Below are 24388 nucleotides of genomic sequence, written 5' to 3'. Positions count from 1 at the left end.
CTTATATAGTCGCACTAAAAATTAAACCGACCTTTAAAATGAGCAGAAATACTCGTTTTAAAAGTCGGCTTTTTTAGAGATTAACGTTCTTCAAACTTAGTGATGAAGCTCTTCGCCATCTTGTTCATCAATTCTATGAACCATCTCGAGCAATCCGCCGTTCCCTTCATCTAAAATTCGTTTTACTCGAGAAATAGTCGTGGTACTGCTACCAGTTGCTTCAGCGATGTCAGTATAGGTTTTATTTAGTAAAAGTAGCTTTGCGACTTCAAACCGTTGAATCATAGAATCAAGTTCTTTTAATGTCATCAAGTCGTCAAAGTAATTGTAACAATCTTCCAATGTTTCTAAAGCTAATAGAGAACGGAAAAACTCATCGCCGTGGCCGTCTTGTATCTTGTCGATTTTCATAAGTTCCTCCTAATTTAAAAGCGAAGCGGACACGTTTAGGCTTGACAGGAAAATAGGAAAAATTGATTGAGACGTTTTTTTGTCTCACGCCATTTTTATCTTTTTCCCGAAAGGCTAGTCCGTGTAGCTAGATAACAGGTTTGTCAAACTCTGGTTAAAAATAACAGACTAATTTACACAAATAAATAAAAATACCCCCGTATTTCAATAGTAATTGTGCGCAATCATTTTCTTATTATAAAACTTTTTTCTATTTTGTCCAGTAAATTGAATAGCCTTAAGAGAAAGATGACATAAAAAGAGTGAAGTAAAACGAACTTTTCGTTTTACTTCACTCTTTTAAAAATAAGCTCTTTTACTTAGAAATCAATTTTACTAAAGTGTATTGTTTTTTCCCTTTTCTAACAATGATGAATTTCCCATCAAAGCTGTGATCTGAGGTTACAACAAAGTCTAATTCTTTGATACGGTCACCATTGATTGAAATTGCGCCATTTGTAATATCTTCTCTAGCTTGGCGTTTTGAAGGCTCAATGCCTAATTCAATCAACCAATCTACAAGGTTTTGATCAAGCGTTTCTGTTTCAACAGTTGGCATGTTTTTAAAGCCTTCTTCAATTTGTTTTGACGTTAGATTTTTTACATTACCAGAAAACAATGCTTCTGAAATCGCTAATGCGTCATTTAAGTCCGCTTCACTATGCACAAATTTAGTCATTTCAGCAGCTAATACGCGTTGTGCTTCACGTAAATGTGGTTCAGTTTCTACTTTGACTTCAAGTGCATCGATTTCTTCTTTTGTTAAGAAAGTAAAGAATTTCAAGTATTTGATTACGTCACGATCATCTTGGTTTACCCAGAATTGGTAGAACTCGTAAGGAGTTGTTTTTTCTGGATCAAGCCAAACGGCACCACCAGCAGTTTTCCCAAATTTTGTGCCATCTGCTTTTAACATTAATGGAATCGTTAAACCAAAGGCTTTGGCATCTGCGCCTTCCTTTTTTCGAATCAAATCCAGACCAGCTGTGATATTCCCCCATTGATCAGCACCACCGATTTGCATGCGGACGTTGTTATTTTGGAATAGGTGTAAAAAGTCCATTGATTGTAGGATTTGGTACGTGAATTCTGTAAATGAAATTCCCGTTTCCAAACGACTCGCTACGATATCTTTTGCAAGCATGGTGTTGATGTTAAAGAATTTACCAAAGTCTCTTAGGAAATCTAATAGAGTAAGACTATGTGTCCAATCGTAGTTGTTGACCAGAGTCAATGTGTTGTCAGTGTCGACTGCAAATAATTTTTCCATTTGACGTGTTAAAGAGTCAACGTTATGTTGAACTGTTTCCATTGTTTGTAACTGACGTTCTGTTGTTCTTCCACTTGGGTCTCCAATTGTTCCAGTTGCGCCACCGATCAAAATAAATGGATGGTGTCCAAATGCTTGGAATCTTTTTAGCATCATAAAAGGAATCAAATGCCCAATATGCATGCTATCTCCTGTAGGATCCACACCGCAATATAGTGAAATGCTCTCGGTTTCAACGTATGCGCGTAAACCTTCGCTATCTGTTTGTTGGTTGATGGCGCCACGCCATTCTAATTCATCAATAATATTTGTCATGTTTCTTCTTCCTTTCCTAAATAAGATAAAAAACGCCCCATAGGCTATTAGCCTATGGGACGAACTCCGCCGTGTTACCACCCAAATTGTATATGAATTTATCATATACCTCTCAAATCTGTATCGTAGATAGACGCCTACTTACGGTAGGAAACTAAAAGTGTAATTCACAAAAAATGTATATGCCAACTCTCACTAAATGTTGACTCTCTGAAATAGGGACATTCTTGCTACTTCGCTTTATTAAAGTTTGATATGTTATTTTGTAGCAATTCTACGACAAATAAGCCAACTTGTCAAATACTTCTTTTTTTCGATTATTATTTTTGAATGAGGGGATTCTCATACAAGCGGTTCTCTCTTTAATCTAGGTTTATTGAAAGTGGCAAGAGTGAAATGGAATTTCTGACAATTACGAACGAGCTTTTTACAAAAAGCTTTTTTATGCTGTTTTTTTCACATAATTACTTTAACGCAGTAAAGCGTCGACGCGCTAGATAGAGTAGAAAAATGTTAAATAATAGGCTTTTTTTTTAATTCTACTCTTTTTGACTTGAAGGTAAATCGTACCTATACTTTGGGAGTGATTTCACATGTGGGAAACAAAAAATAAATTAAATCAGGAGGTCAATAGAAACATGAATAAGAAATTATCATTATTTGGATTAATCGGAATTACCATGGCCTTTTTCGGAACGGTTCGTAGTGTTCCAACGTTAGCATCGACAGGATGGGCACAAATATTTTATATGTTGATTGCAGCTTGTTGTTTTGCTTTACCAATTGCGTTGATTTCAGCTGAATTATCAACTGGTTGGCCAGAAGAAGGCGGACCACAAGTTTGGGTGCGTAATGCTTTTGGTGAAAAATGGGGTTTTGTTACGTCATGGTTATTATGGGTACAAATGTTTTTCGGAATGGTAATGGTAGCATCAACTGTTGGTGTATTACTTGGTTATGTAATCAACCGTCCCGATCTTGGACACAACAACTTATTTATTTTCATTATGATATTGATTTCATATTGGGGTATTACATTACTTAATTTGAAATTTGACATGGTTAAAATTGCTGGTGACTGGGGTGCTGTGATCGGTGTCTATATTCCTTTTGTTGCACTAGTTATTTTAGGGATAATGTACATGGCAAAACATGGGATCAACCAAGATAGTTATTTAGGTCATTTTGAAGCAAGCAAGTTATTACCAGATTTTAGTGACTTAGGTAGCTTACCAACCTTGACAGGGATCATCTTCATTTTTGCCGGAGTAGAAATTTCTTCTGTTCACGCCAATAATATTGATAATCCAAAACGGAATTATCCAATCGCGGTTATTGCATCTGTTTTACTATTAGTGGTCTTCAACTTAGCGGCTGGCTTAAGTGTAGCAGATAGCGTACCAGCTGGAAAAATGGAATTAGCAAATATTACACAACCATTTGTAATCATGACGCAAGATCTTGGAATTCCAGCGATTTTCAATAATATTATTTCCTTGATGATCTTAATCGGTGTACTTGTTCAATTAAGTGCTTGGGTTTTAGGACCAAGTAAATCAATGATCAAAGTTGCAGAAGAAGGGAATTTACCACCATTCTTCCAAAAACGTAATGCAAAAGGTATTCCAATCGTTTTTGTGATGATCCAAGCAATCGTTATTTCACTTGTTTCATTCTTGTATGTAGTAGTACCAGATATTAGTGCAGCGTTCTTGATTATTACAATTACAACAACAATTTTATATTGCGTAGTCTATCTATTGATTTCACTTTCAGCTATTAAATTGCGTTACAGCATGCCGAATGTTGAACGTCCATTTAGATTAGGCAGCAAAGGAAATGGGTTAATGTGGTTTGTTTCAGTCTTAGCTATCGTGAGTGTGATTGTTACGATCTTAGTCAGCTTGATTCCACCAACCTCTGTTCCTCAAAGTGGACATTTAGCATATGTGATTTATCAAGTAGCAGCAACTGTGATCATGATTGGTATTGCGTTGATCATTTATAAAAACAAAAAACCAGAATGGAAGAAACTTGATAAATAAGAGACGAGCATAAATATAAATTTTTTAGTATGACAAATTATGAAAATATTGGAGGAAATTATCGTGAAAAATTTCAATACTGACGATACGAATTTAAAAGCATTATTTATAGGTGACAAAGGTGAAAACGTTGATTTATTCAAAGAATTATTAAATAAAATGCTCGATGAGCATGTAGGCTGGAGACAAAATTATATGCCACAAGATTTACCAGTTATTACACCGCAAGATAGAAGTTCTAAAAGTTTCCAAGAAACGGCCGACAATATGAGAAGTGTTTTCAATGTGTTGTCTTCACGTTTAAGAACAGAATCTCTTCCTTGGCACTCAGCAGGCCGTTTCTGGGGCCATATGAACGCTGAAACATTAATGCCATCAATTATTGCTTATACAACAGCAATGCTTTGGAACGGCAATAACGTGGCTTATGAATCATCACCAGCAACATCACAAATGGAAGAAGAAGTTGGCTTAGAATTTGCTACATTGATGAGCTATAAAAATGGTTGGGGTCACATCGCAGCAGATGGTTCAATCGCTAACTTAGAAGGTCTATGGTATGCCCGCAATATGAAATCTTTACCATTCGCTATCAAAGCAGTTGTACCAGAAATGGTTGCAGGTAAAACAGATTGGGAATTATTAAATATGTCTACAACAGAAGTGCTAGATATTTTAGATCAAGTGCAAGACCAATTTGATGAAATCAAAGCGCAATCTGCTCGTAGTGGTAAAAACTTAGATAAATTAGGTAAATGGATCGTACCACAAACAAAACATTATTCATGGTTAAAAGCAGCAGATATTATCGGAATTGGGTTAGATCAAGTGATTGCTGGGGAAGTCAACAGTGAATATCGCATGGATATTGATAAATTAGAAGCCCAAATCCGTGATTTAGCAGCACAAGGAATTCCTACACTTGGTGTAGTTGGGGTTGTCGGCTCAACAGAAGAAGGTCAAGTTGACCGTATCGATCAAATCATTGCATTACGTGAAAAACTAGCAAAAGAAGGTATTTATTTCTACGTACATGTGGATGCTGCCTATGGTGGTTATGGTCGCTCAATCTTCTTAGATGAAAATGACCAATTTATCGAATGGGATAAAATTGAAGAAGTTTATGCAAAACATAACATCTTCCAAGAAAAAAATGATTGGTTAACAAGAGAAGTTTATGAATCATTTAAAGCAATCGAACAAGCTGAATCAGTAACGATCGATCCACACAAAATGGGTTACATCCCTTATTCAGCTGGTGGTGTCGTGATCAAAGATATCCGCATGCGTGACGTGATTTCTTACTTTGCAACATACGTATTTGAAAAAGGTGCAGATATTCCTGCATTACTAGGAGCTTATATTCTTGAAGGGTCTAAAGCTGGTGCAACTGCAGCTGCTGTTTGGACTGCTCATAAAGTATTGCCACTAAACGTAACTGGTTATGGTAGATTGATGGGCGCAAGTATTGAAGGAGCTTATCACTTCTATCATTTCATCGATGGCTTAGAATTTAAAGTCAGTGACAAAACAATCGAAATCCATGCTTTAACAAAACCAGATTTTAACATGGTCGATTATGTATTCAATGAAAAAGGCAATACAGATCTTGTGAAAATGAATAAATTGAATCATGATTTCTATGACTATGCTTCTTATGCAAAAGGCGGATTATATAACAATGAATTCATCACATCACATACCGATTTTGCTATCGAAGAATATGGTCACAGCCCATTTGAATTTGTTAACAGCCTTGGTTTCTCTCGTGCTGAATGGGAACGTGCTGATAAAGTAACGATTTTACGTGCAGCTGGTATGTCACCATACATGAATGACAAAGAAGTCTTTGATGACTATGCAGCAAAAATCAAAACAGCGATCCAAGAAAAATTAGAAGCGATCTACGCTGAGCAATAGAGTTGAATACTGTGGGTGCGGTAAGGCGATAAAACAGCTTTACCGCAGCTGCAGCTTTTCTATAAAAAAATAAATAAGAGGGAATGGTTGGGCACGGGCTCCTAGTTGCCAACTCTCTATAAAAATGTGAGGAACATGTATGAAAAAATATCAAGTAAATTTTAATGAAGCAGTTTTCTTATTAATAACATTATTGTTGATGATCGGTACAAGTATTATTGGCTTTGGCATTCCTGCTCATGTCGCTATATTGCTTGCGATTGGCTATTTGCTTTTGTTTGCGATGTATAAAAAGTTTTCTTGGGAGTTTGTTCATGATGCTTTGATTGAGGGGATTACTTCTGGCATCATTCCTATGCTGGTCTTTATTTTGATTGGTGCTTTGATTAGTGTATGGATCGCCGTTGGAACGATTCCAACGATCATGGTTTTAGGTTTTTCTTTCTTATCGGTGAAGTTTTTTATGCCGACTGTTTTTATTGTTTGCGGGATTGTAGGTGGTGCTGTAGGTAGCTCATTTACCACGATATCGACGATCGGAATTGCCTTTTTAGGAATGGGTAGTTTGATTGGGGTTGATCCAGCATTGACAACAGGTGCCATTGTTTCTGGGGCTTTCTTAGGGAATTCAATTTCACCACTTTCAGACACAGTGAACTTAGCTGCAGCAATTTCAGAAGTCGATTTATTTGAACATTTTAAAAATACATATAAAACAGCGATTCCTGCAGCGATCCTTTCGTTTGGTTATTTTTTGGTCATGGGGTTGCGCTATGATGGGGCTTTGGACAGTACAGGTATTCATGAAATTGTTAATACGTTAAATGCTAATTTTTCGATTTCGTTTGTTGAGCTAATTCCTTTAGCGATCTTGTTCATTTGTGCTTGGAAAAAAATTCCAGCAATTCCGACCTTGTTATTGAGTATTTGTGCCTCACTTATTTTACTGTTCTTTACAACGAATCATTTTTCGCTTGTTGAAACAGCTGATATTATCCAAAATGGTTTTGTTGCTCATACAGGAAATGCACAAGTGGATGAACTGCTTTCTAGAGGCGGTATTCAAAGTATGATGTGGTCAGTTTCACTGATTATTTTAGCTTTAGCTCTAGGTGGCTTATTAGTAAAAATGGAAATTATCGAGTGCTTACTACAGCGCTTTGAAACAGTGATCAATTCCCGTCAAAAATTGATTTTTATTACGATGATGAGTTCGATTGGTATCAATGTGTTGATCGGTGAACAATATCTTTCAATCATTTTGCCTGGAAAATCATTCATAAATAAATTTAAAGAAAAAAAAGTTCCGTTAACAATGTTATCTAGGAGCTTGAACGATGCAGGTTCAGTTGTCAATCCGTTGATCCCTTGGGGTGTGAGTGGGGTATTTATTTCAGGAACCTTAGGTATCGCCACAATCAATTATTTACCTTATGCGGTATTTTGTTACGCTTTACCATTAGTGTCATTTTTTATTACGATTATGAGTAAAAAGAAAACTGAAAAATAATAAATCAAACAATACAACCTACTCTGAAAAAGGAATTAGGTTGTATTGTTTTTATTTATTCGCCGAATGTTTTAAGTTCTTCACTATACAATAAATCATCGATTTCCGTGATAGTTAAATGATGAGTGATACCATAGATCACGACTGCATCCCAAGGGTGTTTAGGATAAAGTTGGGCATACCCAGTTTTTTTCATCAACTCATTGGTTTCTTCTAAAAGTAAGTCCAAACCGATGGCTAGAGCAATTACTTTTTCCCTTGAGGGATTTCGTTTTCCATCAAAATATTGATACCCAGTTGCTTCAGTGATTCCGGCTTTTTTTAGTACAGTGCTTTTGGTTATTTTCTTATTAAGCAGCCAAGTATTTAGATAGTCTTTTAGCATTTGGTCGATCGTGTGGTCCCGAGTTTCAGAAAGGGCGGTTTGAAAATTTTCGGCTTTTTTTAATGAATGAAGTAATGTATCCGTATCTTTTTCTTGCATAGTAAAATCTCCCATATTTACAATATCATATTGCTATTATACATTGATTTTAGCAAAGTGAGCACGTATTTCTTTAGTTTATTTGCTATAATAAAAAAAGTAAACCAAAAAATGGAGTGTAATAATGGGAAATGTAAATAATCTAAAGCAATTTTCTTATAAAGAAATTGAACCATTAACAGATCAAATCAATGGACCGATTCTTGTTAGAGAAAACGATACGAAAGAATTTTTTGTCAAAAAATGTTACCCGCTTTATTTGCAGGATAATTTGATGACACTTCAAAAAATTAAACAAAGTAATTTACCTCGAATTCAAGAAGTTGTGAGCGAGTATGGGCAACTTTATTTATACGAAGAATTTATTCACGGGAAAACATTGTCAGAAATCATTAAAACGTCCGAAACGTTGGAGACTAAAATGATTTTGAAACTAACGCTGGATTTATTAGAGGCTCTGATTGCTCTTCACAGCGAAGGGTTAGTTCATCGTGATGTGAAACCTGGAAACATTATGCTGACGAATGATGGTGTGTTAAAATTGATCGATTTTGATGCGGTGAGGGTATTTGAAGAGGAGAAAGAAACGGACACGGTGCAGTTGGGAACAATCGGTTTTGCCTCACCGGAACAGTTTGGCTTTGCGCAAACAGATGCCAGAAGTGATCTCTATGCGGTAGGAGTCGTGATCAATGTTTGTTCGATCAAAGAGTATCCTAAAAATCAACTGAGCTACGATCCGTTTTTACATGATATTATTGTGAAAGCCACAAAATTGGACCCTAAAAATCGCTATCAGTCAGCAATGGAAATGCAAGCAGAGGTTAAAGAAAAATGGAATCAGTTAAACCTAGCTCAACAGCAGACAGTTGAACCAGATGGAATTTCTAAAAGGGTCATTGATGATAGTGAACAGCAACATGTAACGACGCCAATCCGTTCGTTTTTAAGCAAATATGTACCGGGATTTCGGACCGGCCAGCCATGGAAGATGACATTGGCAATTATTTATTATGTGTTTGTATTGATTGGATTACCAGGAACTATCTACGAAGGCAGAACAATGAGTGAAAAGCTGTTATTAGGTCTAGACGGCAGTATTCTTTTCATTTTACCTGTGCTGTTATTTACGAACTTTCTAAACTTTCATGAAAAAATTCCCTTGCTGAACGCTAAAAAAAATATCCTGCGTGGAATTGGATATAGTTTGTTGGTTCTTAGTTGGTTGGTCTATTATGGTTTATTTTTATTTGTTACCAACGGAGGCGTTAGAAAGTAATTGAATAGTTATTTCATTAAAATTATGCAAAATGCATAAGATTCTCCTTTAGCATTTTAGTATGATTAACATGTATCAGCGGACTAAATAACAAAGGAGACAAAAAAATGAGCATGAAGAAAATTGTTTTGATTGGGGTCGGCATTTTAGTAGTAGGCGGTATTCTAGCAAATATGGGTTCTGATTCTAAAGAAGAAGGAAGCACCAAAAAAGAAGCGACTACAAGTAACGTAACAAAACCTAAAAAAGGGACGACCACAAGTAAAGTACTAGAAAAACAAGAAGAAGCTCCAGCTGAAACTGATGCAGGTGATTTAGGTGATTATCATGTTGTGATTAAAGAATTGACCTTTGCAAAAGATTACGATGGAGCAGATGTTGCGGTGATTGATTATGAGTTTACAAATAACAGCGATAAAAATGCGATGTTTGTATCATCGATCACAACAAAAGCTTTTCAAAATGGGATTGCTTTAGAAACGGCTATTATGATGGAATCAGGGTATGTGGATTCCTTGACTGAAATCCAACCAGGAGCGACATTGAATTTAAAGGTTCCTTATAAATTAGCAGATATGACCGCACCGGTATCCGTTGAGGCAACCAAATTATTTAGTAACAAAGTGAAATTAACAAAAGAGTTTATTTTACAGTAAATTGGGGATGTAAAAGGGTTGAAAAAGGTGGTTTAGCTAGCTTTTCTTTCAGAGAAAATAACTAGCTTTTCGCTTCAAAAGAGGCAAAGGAATGAAGTACCATTCCTTATATATGGCTAGGTATTGGTGTTAGTAGAACAGGTAGCAGTTAAGATATCGTTATTTGGTCCGAAATCAAGTAGTCTTTGCTACCTGACTGATTTTCCAAATACGAGAATAGCCGCAACCACAAAAAAGTGAACGCTTGGAGTAACATCCAAACGTTCACTTTTTTTTATTCTGTTGGTGGAACAGAGCTCTTCTCAGTAACTGAAACTGAATGAATTGGTTTAACCTTTAAAATATCTAAAAAGAAGGTAAAAATTGGGATGCCCACGATTAAGCCCCAAACCCCAAATAAACGTTCACTGATCAGTAAGATAACAAAGGTATAAAAAATCGGTAAATCTGTTTTACTAGACATAAATTTTGGGTTTAATACATAAGATTCAAACAAATGCACGACAATGATCACCACTAAGATATAAATCACATCATTAATGCCGCCTTCAGAATACGCAATAAAGCTTAATGGAATACAGGAAATGATCACACCCGCAACTGGTATCAAGCTTAAAATAAAAATCATGATCGCTAAGCTTGGTAGCTGATGGAACCCGATTAAAGCTAAGCAAATCGTTGTGATACCAGTATTAACGACTGCGATAAAAAATTGTGCTTCCATAACAACACCAAATGTATTGACAAATTTATCTGCAAAGAAGTAAATATCTTGGAAAAACCAGTCAAAATCACTTTTTAAAAATAACTTAGAAAAATCTGCCATTTGTTTTTTCTCGATCATAAAAAAGAAACTTAGGATGAACGAAAGGACAAATGAAAGGCCAATCGATCCAATATCTTGAACATAACGCAAAAGAATACTAGCCCCATTTTGAATTTGAGACATTAAGTTTGATTTCTCTAGATAATTATCAATGACGACTAAAAGTTGATTATGATCATCTGTCGGAGTTTGATAAAAATGAATCACAGAATTATACATTTGAACTGATTGATGAATCAGAACCGGCACATATTTTGTAATGGCTAGATAGACTAAAAAAACAATCAAAGAATAGGTCGCCAAAACAAGAATGAGGGAGGGGATTTTTAAATAGCGCTGAACAAATTTCACGAAATGGAGCGCTAAAAACGTAAAAATAAACGTTAATAAAATCATCGTGATCATACTTCTAGCTAAAAACAAAATAAAAATAACAATCGCTAAAACAAAAAATCGTCTTAAACGATCGTTTTGAATAAATTTTTCATAAACCGACACAGACTTCACTCCTTATAAAGTTTTACTTTATTTCATATTAAGATAACTATAATGCTTTTTCACATTTTAAGATAGCAGTTTTATCGATAAACCTAAAAAAATAACTAGATATTAAAAAGTTTTTTTTTAGAAGCGATTTTATATATGTGTCTAAGTGTTATTTTTATTCTGTTTAATTTGTATTAAACGTAGTATTTTTATATTTTTCGGGAATTTATTATTATCTTATTTTGTTATTCTATTGATATTAGCTCTTCTTTTTGTTAAGTTTAAAATACAAAAAGGGGGTTAAAAAGTGAAAAGGATAAAAAAAATAACTTTATGCATTGTTTTTACTTCATTATTATTCTTTACGGGATGTAGTAGTAAAGCAAATGAAGGAGATCTAGATAAAAAAATCTATGATCTAGAAACAAGTTTCAAAGAAACATATCAATTGTGGGTAGATATGAAGAATATGGGAGAAATCAAGAATAAAGAATATCCCAAAGATCTAAGAAAAGTAGCGACTGAGTTTAAAATTATTGGGGATAAAGCAAAATTAAGTAGCTATCAAAAACTTCTTAGTGAAGAAGATAAAATGATTTATGAAACCTATCGACAATTATCATCAGAAATCAAGGAATTGGCGAAAACAATTGAAAAATCGAAATTTGAACAAGCAAATACACAATATGAACTAATTTTAGAAAAAGAAGAAGGCGTGAAGGAGTAGGGGAATGAGTAGAAAAGGGTGGAAAAGAAAAAGCCTGACATTGTTTGTGACAGGTATACAACTATTAGGGTTATTTCCTTGGGGAGCACTTCAAAGTTTTGCACAAGAAAATGAACAAGCAGAAACGGTTGGTTCAAGTGAAGCAATCGCTCCACAAGAAAAAGTGAAAAAAGAAGATCTCGATCAGCAGACACAACAAAAACTTAAAAAAGCGGATGAGAGTACTGAGAAAGAAAACGAAACAACTGAAAAAACAGAGGATAAAACGGAAACAACGTTAGACGTTGCACCACAATTAAAATCAGCGTTTGAAGCAGACGAAAACAGTATGCTAACGTCAGTTAAAGACGATATGGCGAAAAAAGGGCTGACAGAACTGGTAGCCGATCGTTCAGAAACAACAAAAACGTTTGTTCATCCTGAAACGGGTGAAGGGGAAACTGTTGTTTTTACAGAACCGATACATTTTGAAAAAGAGAAAGACAATTGGCAAGAATTTGATGGTACGTTTCAAGCAGAAAAAGATACGTTTATTGCAAAAGAGCAGATTGAAGTTCAAGTACCAAAAGAAGTGACTGAAAAAGAAGTGCCGACAGTCAAGGTTGGTGATGCAACAGTCGGAATCGGGTTATCAGACGATAAATATGAAGTGCAGTCAGTTAAAGACGACAAAGTTTTATTAGCTGCTGAAAATAATTTAGAGCCTGTAGAAATTTCATATCAGCCAACTGGAGTGAAAGTCAGTCAATATATTTCAGAAGAAACGGATCTGACCACCGTTAAATTTACGTTAAAGCTACCTGATACCCTACAAGCAAAAGATGAAAAAGAGCAGGGGATTATTGGTCTTTATGATGGTGAAAAGCTTGTGAGTGCTGTTCCTACACCAACGATTGAAACAATAGCTGGCGATTTTATTTCAACTGCAGAGGCTGATTTTGACAGTAAAACGAATACCTTGACACTAAAAGCCCTTGATAAAGAAAAACGTCAAAACATAAAAGCAGCACGTGTCAATGTCCAATTTGTCCAAGCGAAAATCGAGCAAGGGATTGAAGCAACTAGTATTCGTCAGTATGATGACAAAATGAATTATTGGTTCCAAGATTATATGTATATTGGCTATGATGATGGCTATAACGGAACATTAGGCGCAGCACATTTTGTTACCTATGGGTTAATCAAGATCCCTGATGCAGAATTGAAAAAAATTGGTAAAGGTAGAGAAATCGAATCAGCAAATCTTTCATTATTTAGAACAGGAGCACCAGGTTTTTGGGGAGATCGTGCAAAAGATGGCAGCGGAAAAGTAGTCAACCGTCATTTTGAAGTTCATGGCTTGACTAAAGATATCGGAGCCTTTTCTAAAGCTACGTATAAAGGGTTTAGTGATGCAAAATTCCCTTATGGACCACCTGCTAATGAATCTGGCAAAGAAACCATGATTGGTGGTATCGATCCAAATAACCGTAGAGTTAATTTTGACATCACTAATTTGGCCAACGACTGGATCAATGGCGGCAGTAATTTCGGGATGATCGTTAAAACCAATAAAGTAACGTCACATGAATTACCTTATTCCACTGCCGAAGTTTTTGCTGCACCTAAAGGTGGCGTAACGACGACATCTCCTTATTTGGTGATTAAGCATCGTGAACGTCCGCCAATCGATAAAAATATGCCGCTCAAAGATACCTCCTTGAAACTAAGACCCTTTGTCAGCTCCGATAATGATGGTTTAGTTCAGTTTCAAGCATTAGGGATGGATGGCATCGGTCGACCAGATGCTAAGATAAATTATCGTGTGATTGATACAAGTGATAAAAATAAAGTAACCTTTTCAGGAACAGATCCATCGATTGGGAGAGATTATATTTTTCCTAATTACCCAAAACTATTTGAACATGCGAATCGTTACTTAGAACTTTCCAGCAATTGGCAAACCAATACATTACTGCCCAGTTCTTTGAAGGAAAATCATCTTTATAAAGTAGAAGCCACGATCACGCATGGGAAGGAAGAATCAAAACAAACCTACGATCAGTTCCAACTCTATAAGGTCACGAGCCAAGATACATTACCACGTCTCTTAAAATTTTATGGATTAGAAAAACAGCGGGCTACATTTATGCGGGATAATAACATGAAAGATGAGTTATTGACCCAAGGAAATACTGTTTTTATCCGAAATCCCAAAAAAAATCAAGGAAAAGCGTATCAATCACAGACACTTTCTAAAGCGGATAAAATTCGTTTAGATGCCTTGTCTGTTGGCCGAGGGAAACATTGTAAATACGGGTTTGAACCAATCAACATTGGTAGCGGGAATCTAATTTACGAAATGACAGATAGTGTTTGGTACGATTTTGAAGAAGAGCAACTTTTTGCCAGAACCTATAATTCTAAAGGCGGCGGTATGGATAGCCCAGTCGGCAGAAACTGGACACTAAATCAATACTTGACCCTAAACCAATTAGAAGACAAATCAATGATGCTCACAAAAGAAGATGGTGGTAAAATCTTTTTTGACCGTGGGAAAGATGGGCGTTATCAAGTATCAGACGATTCGCCTTATACATTGATGAAAAAAATCAAAGATGAAAAACGCAGCTTCGAATTAACGAATACAGAACAAAAGTTGACCTATCTATTTGATGCAACAGGGCAAATAAGAAAAATCACGAATGCCTACGGTCAAACTAAAGAATACAGCTACGAAGAAGAAACTGGATTTTTAAAAGCAATCAAACAATTTAACGGAGGCAAAGTTTTATTTGATTGGGATGGTAATGGGCACATAAAAAAAGCCACTTTCCCAGATCAGACAACGAACACCTTCGAATACGATGCAAAAGGAAACTTAACAAAAGTGACCGATGCGTTAGGGAAAAAAATAGCTTATACGTACAATGATAATCACTTTATGACCTCGTATTCTGATGACGAAGGAACATTACTTTATCAAAATAAATTTGATAAAGAAGGCCGTGTTATCGAACAAACGGATGCCAAAGACAATACTGTTACGATCACATATGATAAAAATAAAACGACGACGATCGATGGCAACGGAAATCAAGAAATCACCACCTATAATGACCATTTCCAACCAACAAAGATTGAGTACGCTGATGGTAAAAGTGAAACCAAGCGCTATAATGATCGCTACCAACTGATTGAGGAAATCGATCGAGCAGGGAATAAAACAACCTATGAAAACGATGCAAACGGGAATGTGACAAAAACAATCTTTCCAGATGGAAGTACAGAAGTCAGTTTGTATAATGCTCATAACCAATTGACAGAGCAAACCGATCGTTTAGGAAAGAAAACTAGTTATCACTATAACGAACAAGGGAAGTTATTACAAACCACACGTCCAGATGGAAAAACAATCACCTATTCTTATGATGGACAAGGAAAAGTGACGAGTAAGACCGATGCAAATGGAGCCGCTGAAAATTATACGTATCAGGCGGGGAATTTAACGTCGATTAGTGATGCTTATGGAGCAAAAACAGGGTATGAATATGATGCAAAAGGCTTAATCACCAAAGAATTTGATGCAGCTGGAAATGCTAAAACATTTAAACGAAATAAGCGTGGTGAACTGATTGAAGAAACTGATTTCAATGGGCATAAAAAGACCTATTCTTATAGTCCAGAAGGATACTTGCTTTCAGAAACAGATTTCAACGGAAATCAGACAAGTTTCACCTATGATAAATTAGGCAGAAAAACGGCTGAGACCAACCCCGCTGGTGGGAAAAAAACGTTTGAATATGATGCAAATGGAAATATAACAAAGGAAACAGATTATCTGGGGAATGCGAAAACATTTACTTATAATGAAGTAAACCAAGTAATCGAAGAAAAAACGGCTACAGGCTCCATTACGCGTTATACCTTAAATGCCCTGGGGAATCCTCTAACTGAAACAGTTGATGACAAGAAAAAAACAACCTATGCTTACGATAAAAATCAAAATCTAATCAAAAAAGTTGATGCCTTAAAACAAGAAACAACCTATGAATATGACCAAAAAAATCAACGGATCAAAGAAACCTATCCAGATCAAACGACGATTCTTTATGAATATGATGAGTTGGGCAATGTGACAGCTAAAACGGATCGTAATGGACTGAAAACTACCTATTCTTACAATGAAAAAAGTCAATTATTAAAGGAACTGTCAGGTGATCGTGAAACCAATTATGCCTATGATATACGAGGCAACAAGACATCTGAAACTGATGCTGAAACTAATCAGCGTTCTTTTGGATTCAATCCGCTAGGTTATCTTTCAGAGCAAACGGATGCTGCAGGGAATAAAACAGTCTATGAAACTGACAATCAAGGAAATGTGACGAAAATTACAGATCCAGATAATAACGTGTTAACCTACACGTATGATGGAGAAAGAAACGTCTTGTCACAAACCGATGCACTAGGAAATAAAAAATTATTTACCTATAATTCATTGAATCAGCTAGCTACAACCGTTGAAGCAACGGGGGATATTACCCAATATCATTATGATGCCAACAGTAATTTAGTTGAAAAAATCGATGCATTAGGGAATAAGACAACCTATAGTTATACAAAAGAGAATCAGCTACAAGCAGCAACAGATCCATTGGGACAACTAAAGCAGCTCTCTTATGATCTTAGTGGGAATTTAGTTTCATTTGAAGATGCCATCGGCCGAAAAACAACGTATTCTTATGATTTGCTAAATCAATTAACAAAAGAAGTAACGCCAGGAAAAGTCACAATCAAGTATAGCTATGATGTTCTTGGTCAGCGTATTAAGCAATCTGACAGTAATGGTAAAAGTGAAAGCTACACCTATGATAAAAATGGTCAGATGCTTACAGCAACAGATGAACAAAAAAGAAAAGTGACTTATGAATACAATCTTTTTGGTGAAAAAATTGCCGAAACGGATACTGTTGGAAACAAAACAAGCTACGGATATAATAAGCTAGGACAACAAACGACAATCACTCATCCACAGGAAACAAATCAAACGTTAACCTACGATCAATTAGGACATGTTTTGGAAGAAGTGATGCCAAACGGCGGGAAATATGCCTACAGCTATGATAAACGTGGAAATTTGATCAAAGAAACCAATCCACTAGGCGAAATACAAAGCTATGCCTATAACAAAAACGGTCAGCTGATTCAATCAGCAACCGCTAAAAATGAGGTCACAACCTATAGCTATGACAAAAATAATCGCTTGATCGAAACCAAAGATCCTTTAGGCAATAGTCAAAAAATCAAGTATGATGCTAATGGGAATGTTATAACGGAAATCGACGCTGAAGGAAATCAAACAGCCTATGCCTATGATGGCAATAATCAGCTGATTCAAACCATCAATGCTAAAAAATTCGAACAAACAGTTAGTTATGATCCAGTTGGACGAAAAATTGCTGAAACAGATTTCAATGGCAATAAAACAAGTTACGAGTATAATGTCAATGACCAACTATTGAAAAAAACAGAACCAAATAAACGCATCACAACCTATGAATATGATGCACATGGAAATCTTTCAAAAATCACGGATCCTAAAAAAGCTGTGACTGAAATGACCTATACTGCCGATGGTCAATTGGCATCTGAAACGAATGCTAAAGGCTATAAACGATCATACGAGTACGATTCGTATCGCAATTTACTTGCAGTAAAAGACAACGTCAGAAAAGAACCACTTGAACAATATAGCTACAATAATTACCAGCAACGCGTATCAGAAACGAATGCAGCAGGTAAACAAACGACTTACGACTACAATAAATTTGGACAACTAACGAAACTAACCTATCCAAATCAAACCAATGTCTCATATAGTTATGACCTACTAGATCGAGTATCTGAACTAACGGATATACGCGGCAACAAAACCAAGACAGAATATGATGCCAACGGACAAGTGACCCGCTTTATCGCACCTGGTGAACAAGTTTCAACCTATGAATATGACAGTAATGGAAATGTAACCAAAGAACAGGATCCAATGGCGTTTACTTCTAGTTACACGTACGATAAATTAAATCAAGTAGCAGAAGAAACCGATGAACTTGGACACAAAACAACGTATGCTTATGATCCATTACAACAAGTCGAAAAAATCACAGATCCTAGAAACCATCAACAGACAATGGAATATGATGGAAACGGAAATTTAGTGAAAGAAACAGATGCAAAAGGCCAAGAAAAACACTTTGGCTATGATGCAAATGATCAACTGACTAGCGTGAAAAATCGATTAGGAAAAACAACCAATTATACCTACGATCTTCAAAGTAATTTGACTAGTGTCAAAGATGCACTTGGCAATCAGACTACGTTCAACTATTCGCCAACGGGTGAGTTGGATAGTGTTCTTTCAGCGAATGGCAAAAAAGAAAGCTATGAGTACACATTAGATGGACAACTAGCACAAACAACGACACCAAAAGAAGAGACGATTCAATACAAGTACGATGAAATGAATCAGCTTGTCGAAAAAGTCACCAAAAATGCTAACTTCACGTATACTTATACGGATGAAGAAAAAATGGCAAGTGCAGCCTATGAAACAACGGAGCCAACTGTAGAAATCGGCAATGAAGCTCTGAAACAAGCTGTCCCAACTAAAGGCGAAGTTGCATTTGAATACAATCAATACGGAGATTTAACAAAAGCAACAGATGAATTAGGTGAAAACTTAACATACGGCTATGATGCTTTAGGACGCAAGACTAGCGTAACCTACCCAAGTGAACGAAAAATCACGTATGAATATGACAAGAAAAACCAACTAACCGTTGTAGCTGATGGTGATCAAAAAACGGTGTACGAGCATGACGGAGCAGGTCAAATCAAAAAAATCAGCTATCCAAATGGTACAATCACACACTATGATTATTTAGCCACAGGCGAAATCAGCTCGGCTGAAACCTTAGAAGCAAATGGAAAATCATTAGCAAAAATGACCTACGCGTACGATGAAAATGATAATCTCCAAAAAGAAACGATTCAATACCCGAAATTAACCCTTGAAAAAACGTATGAGTATGATGCCGAAGATCAATTGACGAAAGTCATCGAAATCGAAGGCAAGAAAAAGACCGAAATCGAATACTATTACGATGATGCTGGTAATCGAATCACTTATTCAGAAAAGGTCAATGACAAAGAGAAAACCTTCTATGAATACAAAATCAATAATATGAATCAAGTCACCGAAATTACGAGTGAAAAAGGTGCCAAATTTGAGTATGATGCCAATGGCAATGTCTCTAAAAAGATCGCCATGAATGGGGAAGTGACGACCTATCTTTATGATGTAGAAGACCGGTTGATCCAAGAAACGAGCAGTCACGGTGTTTATACCCTTTACGGCTACGATGCACTAGGCAATCGTGTGATCAAAGGTACGGCAACCGAACATGGGCGTCGAATTAAAACCGATCTAAAAGCTTGGATGAAACAAACTGACCGAACAGCCCAATTATCTTTAAACAATCAAGATGTTACCTTACATGAAATCTTGACGGCTGTAGCGAAACAGCCGACCATGACTGATCGCTTACGTTGTTTACCAAAAGATCGTCCGTGGCGCAAAGATCATGATAAACCAAGAAAAACCGTTGAAACAGAGAAGCTGAAAAAAGAACTGGATAAAAACCATTCGATCAAAATCGTTACATCGTTGAACGAATACAATCAAGAACACACGAGTCCAGCAAAACTAACCCAAGAAACCTATGATAAAAGAGTTAAAACCACCCAAAGACAAGAATTTACCTTTGGGGAAGAAACGGATATTTTAGGAGACCAAGAAGATCAATACCATCGTGATGGTTATAGCAGTATCGGGACGATTACGAATCGACAAAGCGGTGAATTAATCACCAATACCTTGTATAATGAATATGGGGAAGCCGCCTTGCGTTTAGAAAACGAATACGGATACCGCAGTGAATACCATGATCAGTCGAATCGGATCCATTTACGTGCAAGAGAATACAGCACCACAACAGGACGTTTCCTACAAGAAGATACCTGGTATGGAAAAATGGAACAACCCCAGAGTCAAAATCGCTATATTTACGTAGAAAACAATCCGCAAAAATACCGTGACCGTAGTGGAAATGCCGGTTGGTGGGCTAAAGCGTGGAATAATGTGAAGAAATCAGTGAGAAATGTTTGGAATGGCGTAAAGAGAGTGGTCAACACTGTCTGGAATGCGATTGTCCCACCAAGATATCGGTCACCAAGTTCTTGGAGCGGGGTTGCCTCAGGGATTAACTATATAGGAAATTATGTAGCAAGATCATATACGGCACAGCGTAGTTATGTTGGATCCAACTACATTGGAGGAAGAAATTGGCAACCTGTAGGGTATCAGACGTACAATCAAGCGTTATACTATCAAAGTGCGGCTTATCGCTATCAAGTACAAGTTCAACGTGCGCAAGCAACGCGTACTAGGGCAATTGTTCGGATCAAGAAAGTTTGTGATACGGCAGATAAGAAATGGACGGGTCAGAATAAAGGTCTGGTAGTAGGTATGGCATTTGTGATTCCAATACCAAGAGTACGTCCAGTCCCGCCTATAACGATGATCCCTAAACCAGGCCTAGATATTGGAAACTTCTCATTTCCATCATTACCAAAAATACCAAGTGCAAGAGACCTTGCAAATGGGATAGTAGGATGGTTTATTGGGGATTATATTCAGAAAATAGCAAAGAATGGTACTTATGAAGATGCTGATTACCATAGTGATAAAGGTAACTCAGTAAAAAGTAAAAAACCAAAAAATGGACAAAAAGCTTTAGACAATTCTGAACCAATAAGCCCAGACACAACTGATAGAAGAATTGGAATTAGTGATGGAGAAATAGTTATTTTAGATAAAACAAGTGATGGATTATTCCATGGTCATGTTAGAGAATGGGATGATTTAACAGAAAAAATGAAAAGTATTTTAAGAAAATCTGGAAAAGTGGATAAAAAAGGGCGGATAAAAAAATGAAATTAATAAGTACTTTTAAGTTTTCAAAAACAGCTTTTTTAAGTATGTATATTGTTGAAAATGCTGAACAACTATCGTATTTTAGTGAGGTGGAAATATACTATACTAATCTTGAATTACAGCTGTTGTTATTTAAAGATTATTTAGGTGAAGGTATTAAAACTTTACAGACTATTTTGCAGAAAACGTTAAATCAAGAATTATATATAAATGAAAAATTATTGCTGAATGGTTTGGGTTATGAATATATGATATATTTGAAAAATATAAGTGATGATAATTTTACTGTTGAAGATAATACAGCACAGTATTTATTGTGGGAAACAGTAACAAGTTATGATAAAAGTAACTGCTCTTGGCTATATAATAAAAATGATGCTGTTATTTTTGAAGTAACACCGTTATACAAATATTTTTATGAAGAAAACGTAGAAATCAATTCATTTGATACGTTTTTAGAAAAATATGAATCATACGCTGTAGAATTCTTAACAATAGATCAATGTAAAAAATGGTTAAATAAATTAAATTATCTTATTAAAGAAATAAGTACAGTTTAGATAAGGGAGATGCTTGAATTAAAAGAACAGATGAGGCAATAGAAGTATTTTAAAAAAAGAAGAAGGAGTGGATAAATGTCAATAAAGTAGACACAAAAAGAGCAAATACCTAGTGAGAGTCAAAGTATGTATCCTCCTTTTCATTTGGTGTAAGCATATTTAGGGTGCCGTGAGGGCGTAGGGAGTTATAGAACCCTTAGATAGATGTACTCAAAGCATGCCGGTTGTACTTCTTTAAGAGAAGAAAAAGTTCTTCTGTTGAGTTCTTCTTTTTTCATATATTTGAAAAAAGCTTCTGTGACAGCATTGTCCCAAGGATAACCAGGTTTCGATAATGATTGGACAATAGAATGATCTTCTAAATATTGTCTGAATTCAAAAGAAGTATACTGGGAACCTTGATCTGTGTGAAAAAGAACAGACGCCTTAGGATTCCTAGTTTGAATGGCTTTTTCTATTGTTGTAATAGCCAAAGCAGTATCTATTTTTCGGCTGACAGTCCAAGCAATGACTTTTCTGGAAAATAGATCTAGAATCACGCAAAGGTAAACAAAAGATTTTCTCCCAACAGGAATATAAGAGAAGTCACTCGTCCATACTTGATTCGGTGCTGGAGGATTAAAAGCTTGTTTTAAATGGTTTGGGTGCTTCAAAGAAACCTGACCTTTGGTCGGTTTAAAGGTAGGTTTTACTGTAGACATTTTAGGTAGATTCATGGTACTCATTAAACGATAGACTCGACCAATGCTAATAGAAATGCCATAGTCACGTAGAAGCATACGTCTTACTTTTGCAAGACCTACTCGTTTTTTAGAAGTCATATAGATTTCTAAAATGATCGTTCTTAATTGTTGATTCACTACTATTCTTAGGAGCTATTTTCCCAGAAAAACGTTTGTAGTAAGTCGAACGATTGACCTTAAGAACCCTGCGGAGAGTGACAACAGAGTGCTCATGTCGTAGAATACGAATCGCGTTTAATCGTTCGTCAAGTGTGGCGTGAATATGGCAATCGCTTTTTTTAGAATTAAATTTTCTTCTTCCAATTGGAGATTTCTTTTCTGAAGTTGTTTAATCTGACGAGCCGTGAGGATCGTATCGTCATCGATTTTAACTTCAGAATATTGTTTCACCCAACGAGCGACAGAAGATAGGGCAATACCATATTCGTTAGCTAATGCGTTTTGTGATTTTCCACTTTCATAAAGTTTTACGATTGATTTTTTAAATTCCTCGTCAAACTTTCGCTTTGTTTTACGTTTGTCTACCATAATCAAAAGCCCTTTCTGAAATAGTGTCTAATTTATTAATAGTATAACAAAAAAGCTGTCTACTTTATTAGCATACATGCACATATAACAGAGATGGTAGTAGTAGAACTATATTTAAACCCGGAAAAGGAAAAGCTTATTGGGATAAACAACCGGGAAAATAATTTGAAATAGGAGATGATAAATAGTGCATATATGTATTATTTGTGGTTATAAAGATTTGGAAATGGAATCATATGGAAAAGAGTATCCATCAGGAGAAGTATGTTCTTGTTGCGGCTTTCAATTTGGTGAAGATGATGATAAAGGGATTTCTCATAATGGGTGGAGAGAATCTTGGATAAAAAAAGGGTGTCCTTTTTGGTATAGTCCTGATTGTCCAGAAAATTGGGATGTAGAAGAACAATTAAAAGAGATCGGAGTCACGTATAAAAAGAGTAATGTGATAAAAAATAGTTGTCCAGTTTGTGCATTTGATGGATTATTTGAACCAGCCTATGATGAAGAATATGGCTACCCTTCTGATGAAATTTGTCCATGTTGTGGTTTTCAATTTGGCTTGGATGATTATCCAAACAAAAATAAAGGAATACAAAAATGGCGAGAAAATTGGATAAGAAAAGGCTCCCTTTGGTATTCAAAAAGTCGTATTCAGCCGAATTGGACCGTAACAGAACAGCTAATTTTTTTGGCTAAAATTAGATAATACCTAATAAAATGGATAAGAAATATGTATAGGATGGTTTCCAAGGTTCTATCTCAATAGAATAAGGTTTTACGGTATAGGCCAAAATACGAACAATAGAAACATACTAAGATTAGAGGGTAAAATCATCGCCGAATGAGTTTACCCTCTATTTTTAGGTCTATAGTAAGGAGTGAAAGAAAGAGCGACCATGTGCTCATTGTCTGATTTTAAAAGTACGAAAGGTGGCAAATTTGAGTATGATGCCAATGGCAATGTCTCTAAAAAGATCGCCATGACTGGGGAAGTGACGACCTATCTTTATGATGTAGAAGACCGGTTGATCCAAGAAACGAGCAGTCACGGTGTTTATACCCTTTACGGCTACGATGCACTAGGTAATCGTGTGATCAAAGGTACGGCAACCGAACATGGGCGTCGAATTAAAACCGATCTAAAAGCTTGGATGAAACAAACTGACCGAACAGCCCAATTATCTTTAAACAATCAAGATGTTACCTTACATGAAATCTTGACGGCTGTAGCGAAACAGCCGACCATGACTGATCGCTTACGTTGTTTACCAAAAGATCGTCCGTGGCGCAAAGATCATGATAAACCAAGAAAAACCGTTGAAACAGAGAAGCTGAAAAAAGAACTGGATAAAAACCATTCGATCAAAATCGTTACATCGTTGAACGAATACAATCAAGAACACACGAGTCCAGCAAAACTAACCCAAGAAACCTATGATAAAAGAGTTAAAACCACCCAAAGACAAGAATTTACCTTTGGGGAAGAAACGGATATTTTAGGAGACCAAGAAGATCAATACCATCGTGATGGTTATAGCAGTATCGGGACGAT

Annotated in this window: 14 protein-coding genes, 1 pseudogene and 1 other annotated feature; of the genes and pseudogenes, 10 read left to right on the top strand and 5 right to left on the bottom strand. The window is 36.1% G+C overall.

Features of this window, described 5'->3' with window-relative positions; translation table 11 throughout:
* Positions 1-96: 96 nt before the first annotated feature.
* Positions 97-411: a YerC/YecD family TrpR-related protein gene (locus A5819_RS00520; RefSeq protein ID WP_086281189.1), complete on the bottom strand. Its 315-nt coding sequence runs from the start codon at positions 409-411 to the stop codon at positions 97-99.
* Positions 412-766: 355 nt separating this feature from the next.
* A complete protein-coding gene (tyrS, locus tag A5819_RS00515) occupies positions 767-2035 on the bottom strand; it encodes a tyrosine--tRNA ligase (RefSeq protein ID WP_086281192.1) in 1269 nt (422 codons plus the stop codon).
* A 52-nt stretch (positions 2036-2087) separates the two neighbouring features.
* Positions 2088-2291: a binding site (T-box leader), on the bottom strand.
* A gap of 382 nt (positions 2292-2673) precedes the next feature.
* On the opposite strand from tyrS, the gene tyrP reads away from it, so the two are divergent.
* The 3 genes from tyrP to nhaC all read left to right on the top strand — a co-directional run bounded on the left by tyrP (position 2674) and on the right by nhaC (position 7510).
* Entirely contained in the window at positions 2674-4080 is a 1407-nt protein-coding gene (gene tyrP / locus A5819_RS00510; protein ID WP_086281194.1) for a tyrosine-tyramine antiporter, read from the top strand.
* A gap of 63 nt (positions 4081-4143) precedes the next feature.
* Positions 4144-6000, top strand: coding sequence for a tyrosine decarboxylase (tdc, locus tag A5819_RS00505; RefSeq protein WP_086281197.1), 1857 nt, complete (start codon positions 4144-4146; stop codon positions 5998-6000).
* 139 nt (positions 6001-6139) lie between these two features.
* The gene (gene nhaC, locus A5819_RS00500) at positions 6140-7510 is read left to right on the top strand and encodes a Na+/H+ antiporter NhaC (RefSeq protein ID WP_086281200.1); all 1371 of its coding nucleotides are present in this window, start codon (positions 6140-6142) and stop codon (positions 7508-7510) included.
* Positions 7511-7565: 55 nt separating this feature from the next.
* On the opposite strand, the gene A5819_RS00495 is transcribed toward nhaC, so the two are convergent.
* Positions 7566-7994 (bottom strand): helix-turn-helix transcriptional regulator, encoded by a 429-nt coding sequence (locus A5819_RS00495; protein ID WP_086281203.1) that lies wholly within the window; start codon positions 7992-7994, stop codon positions 7566-7568.
* 124 nt (positions 7995-8118) lie between these two features.
* Between A5819_RS00495 and A5819_RS00490 the strand changes: the two genes are divergently transcribed.
* Both A5819_RS00490 and A5819_RS00485 read left to right on the top strand, forming a co-directional pair.
* Entirely contained in the window at positions 8119-9273 is a 1155-nt protein-coding gene (locus tag A5819_RS00490; RefSeq protein WP_086281206.1) for a serine/threonine-protein kinase, read from the top strand.
* Positions 9274-9380: 107 nt separating this feature from the next.
* Positions 9381-9929 carry a DUF5067 domain-containing protein gene (locus A5819_RS00485; RefSeq protein ID WP_086281209.1) on the top strand — a complete coding sequence of 183 codons (549 nt, stop codon included), beginning with the start codon at positions 9381-9383 and terminating at the stop codon, positions 9927-9929.
* A 274-nt stretch (positions 9930-10203) separates the two neighbouring features.
* Here the strand turns inward: A5819_RS00485 and A5819_RS00480 are convergent, their stop codons facing one another.
* Positions 10204-11253 (bottom strand): AI-2E family transporter, encoded by a 1050-nt coding sequence (locus tag A5819_RS00480; protein WP_086281213.1) that lies wholly within the window; start codon positions 11251-11253, stop codon positions 10204-10206.
* Positions 11254-11548: 295 nt separating this feature from the next.
* Between A5819_RS00480 and A5819_RS00475 the strand changes: the two genes are divergently transcribed.
* From A5819_RS00475 to A5819_RS00465, 3 genes are read left to right on the top strand one after another with little or no spacing between them, the layout of a single operon-like run.
* On the top strand, positions 11549-11968 hold the full coding sequence (locus tag A5819_RS00475; protein ID WP_086281217.1) for a hypothetical protein: 420 nt from the start codon (positions 11549-11551) through the stop codon (positions 11966-11968).
* A gap of 4 nt (positions 11969-11972) precedes the next feature.
* Positions 11973-21005 (top strand): RHS repeat-associated core domain-containing protein, encoded by a 9033-nt coding sequence (locus A5819_RS00470; protein WP_254907173.1) that lies wholly within the window; start codon positions 11973-11975, stop codon positions 21003-21005.
* Positions 21002-21565 carry a hypothetical protein gene (locus A5819_RS00465; RefSeq protein WP_086281221.1) on the top strand — a complete coding sequence of 188 codons (564 nt, stop codon included), beginning with the start codon at positions 21002-21004 and terminating at the stop codon, positions 21563-21565. Before A5819_RS00470 ends, A5819_RS00465 begins: the two co-directional genes overlap by 4 nt.
* Positions 21566-21674: 109 nt before the next feature.
* Here A5819_RS00465 and A5819_RS00460 read toward each other — a convergent pair.
* A pseudogene (locus A5819_RS00460) lies at positions 21675-22836 on the bottom strand (IS3 family transposase).
* A gap of 187 nt (positions 22837-23023) precedes the next feature.
* Here A5819_RS00460 and A5819_RS19570 point away from each other — a divergent pair.
* Positions 23024-23542 (top strand): hypothetical protein, encoded by a 519-nt coding sequence (locus tag A5819_RS19570; RefSeq protein ID WP_254907172.1) that lies wholly within the window; start codon positions 23024-23026, stop codon positions 23540-23542.
* Positions 23543-23741: 199 nt separating this feature from the next.
* On the top strand, positions 23742-24388 hold a 647-nt coding region (locus A5819_RS00445; RefSeq protein ID WP_176271328.1), incomplete at its 3' end, for an RHS repeat domain-containing protein.

It is taken from the genome of Enterococcus sp. 7E2_DIV0204, from assembly GCF_002140855.1.
GTDB classification, from domain to species: domain Bacteria; phylum Bacillota; class Bacilli; order Lactobacillales; family Enterococcaceae; genus Enterococcus_L; species Enterococcus_L lemimoniae.
Note: the sequence above shows the minus strand (reverse complement) of the source record. Positions and strands in the feature narration are given on the sequence as shown.

What these genes read in the sequence shown, in the direction of transcription:
- tyrS (WP_086281192.1), bottom strand. Translation starts at nt 2,035, where the DNA reads ATGACAAATATTATTGATGAATTAGAATGGCGTGGCGCCATCAACCAA.
- A5819_RS00465 (WP_086281221.1), top strand. Translation starts at nt 21,002, where the DNA reads ATGAAATTAATAAGTACTTTTAAGTTTTCAAAAACAGCTTTTTTAAGT.
- A5819_RS00495 (WP_086281203.1), bottom strand. Translation starts at nt 7,994, where the DNA reads ATGCAAGAAAAAGATACGGATACATTACTTCATTCATTAAAAAAAGCC.
- A5819_RS00520 (WP_086281189.1), bottom strand. Translation starts at nt 411, where the DNA reads ATGAAAATCGACAAGATACAAGACGGCCACGGCGATGAGTTTTTCCGT.
- nhaC (WP_086281200.1), top strand. Translation starts at nt 6,140, where the DNA reads ATGAAAAAATATCAAGTAAATTTTAATGAAGCAGTTTTCTTATTAATA.
- tyrP (WP_086281194.1), top strand. Translation starts at nt 2,674, where the DNA reads ATGAATAAGAAATTATCATTATTTGGATTAATCGGAATTACCATGGCC.
- A5819_RS00470 (WP_254907173.1), top strand. Translation starts at nt 11,973, where the DNA reads ATGAGTAGAAAAGGGTGGAAAAGAAAAAGCCTGACATTGTTTGTGACA.
- A5819_RS00490 (WP_086281206.1), top strand. Translation starts at nt 8,119, where the DNA reads ATGGGAAATGTAAATAATCTAAAGCAATTTTCTTATAAAGAAATTGAA.
- A5819_RS00485 (WP_086281209.1), top strand. Translation starts at nt 9,381, where the DNA reads ATGAGCATGAAGAAAATTGTTTTGATTGGGGTCGGCATTTTAGTAGTA.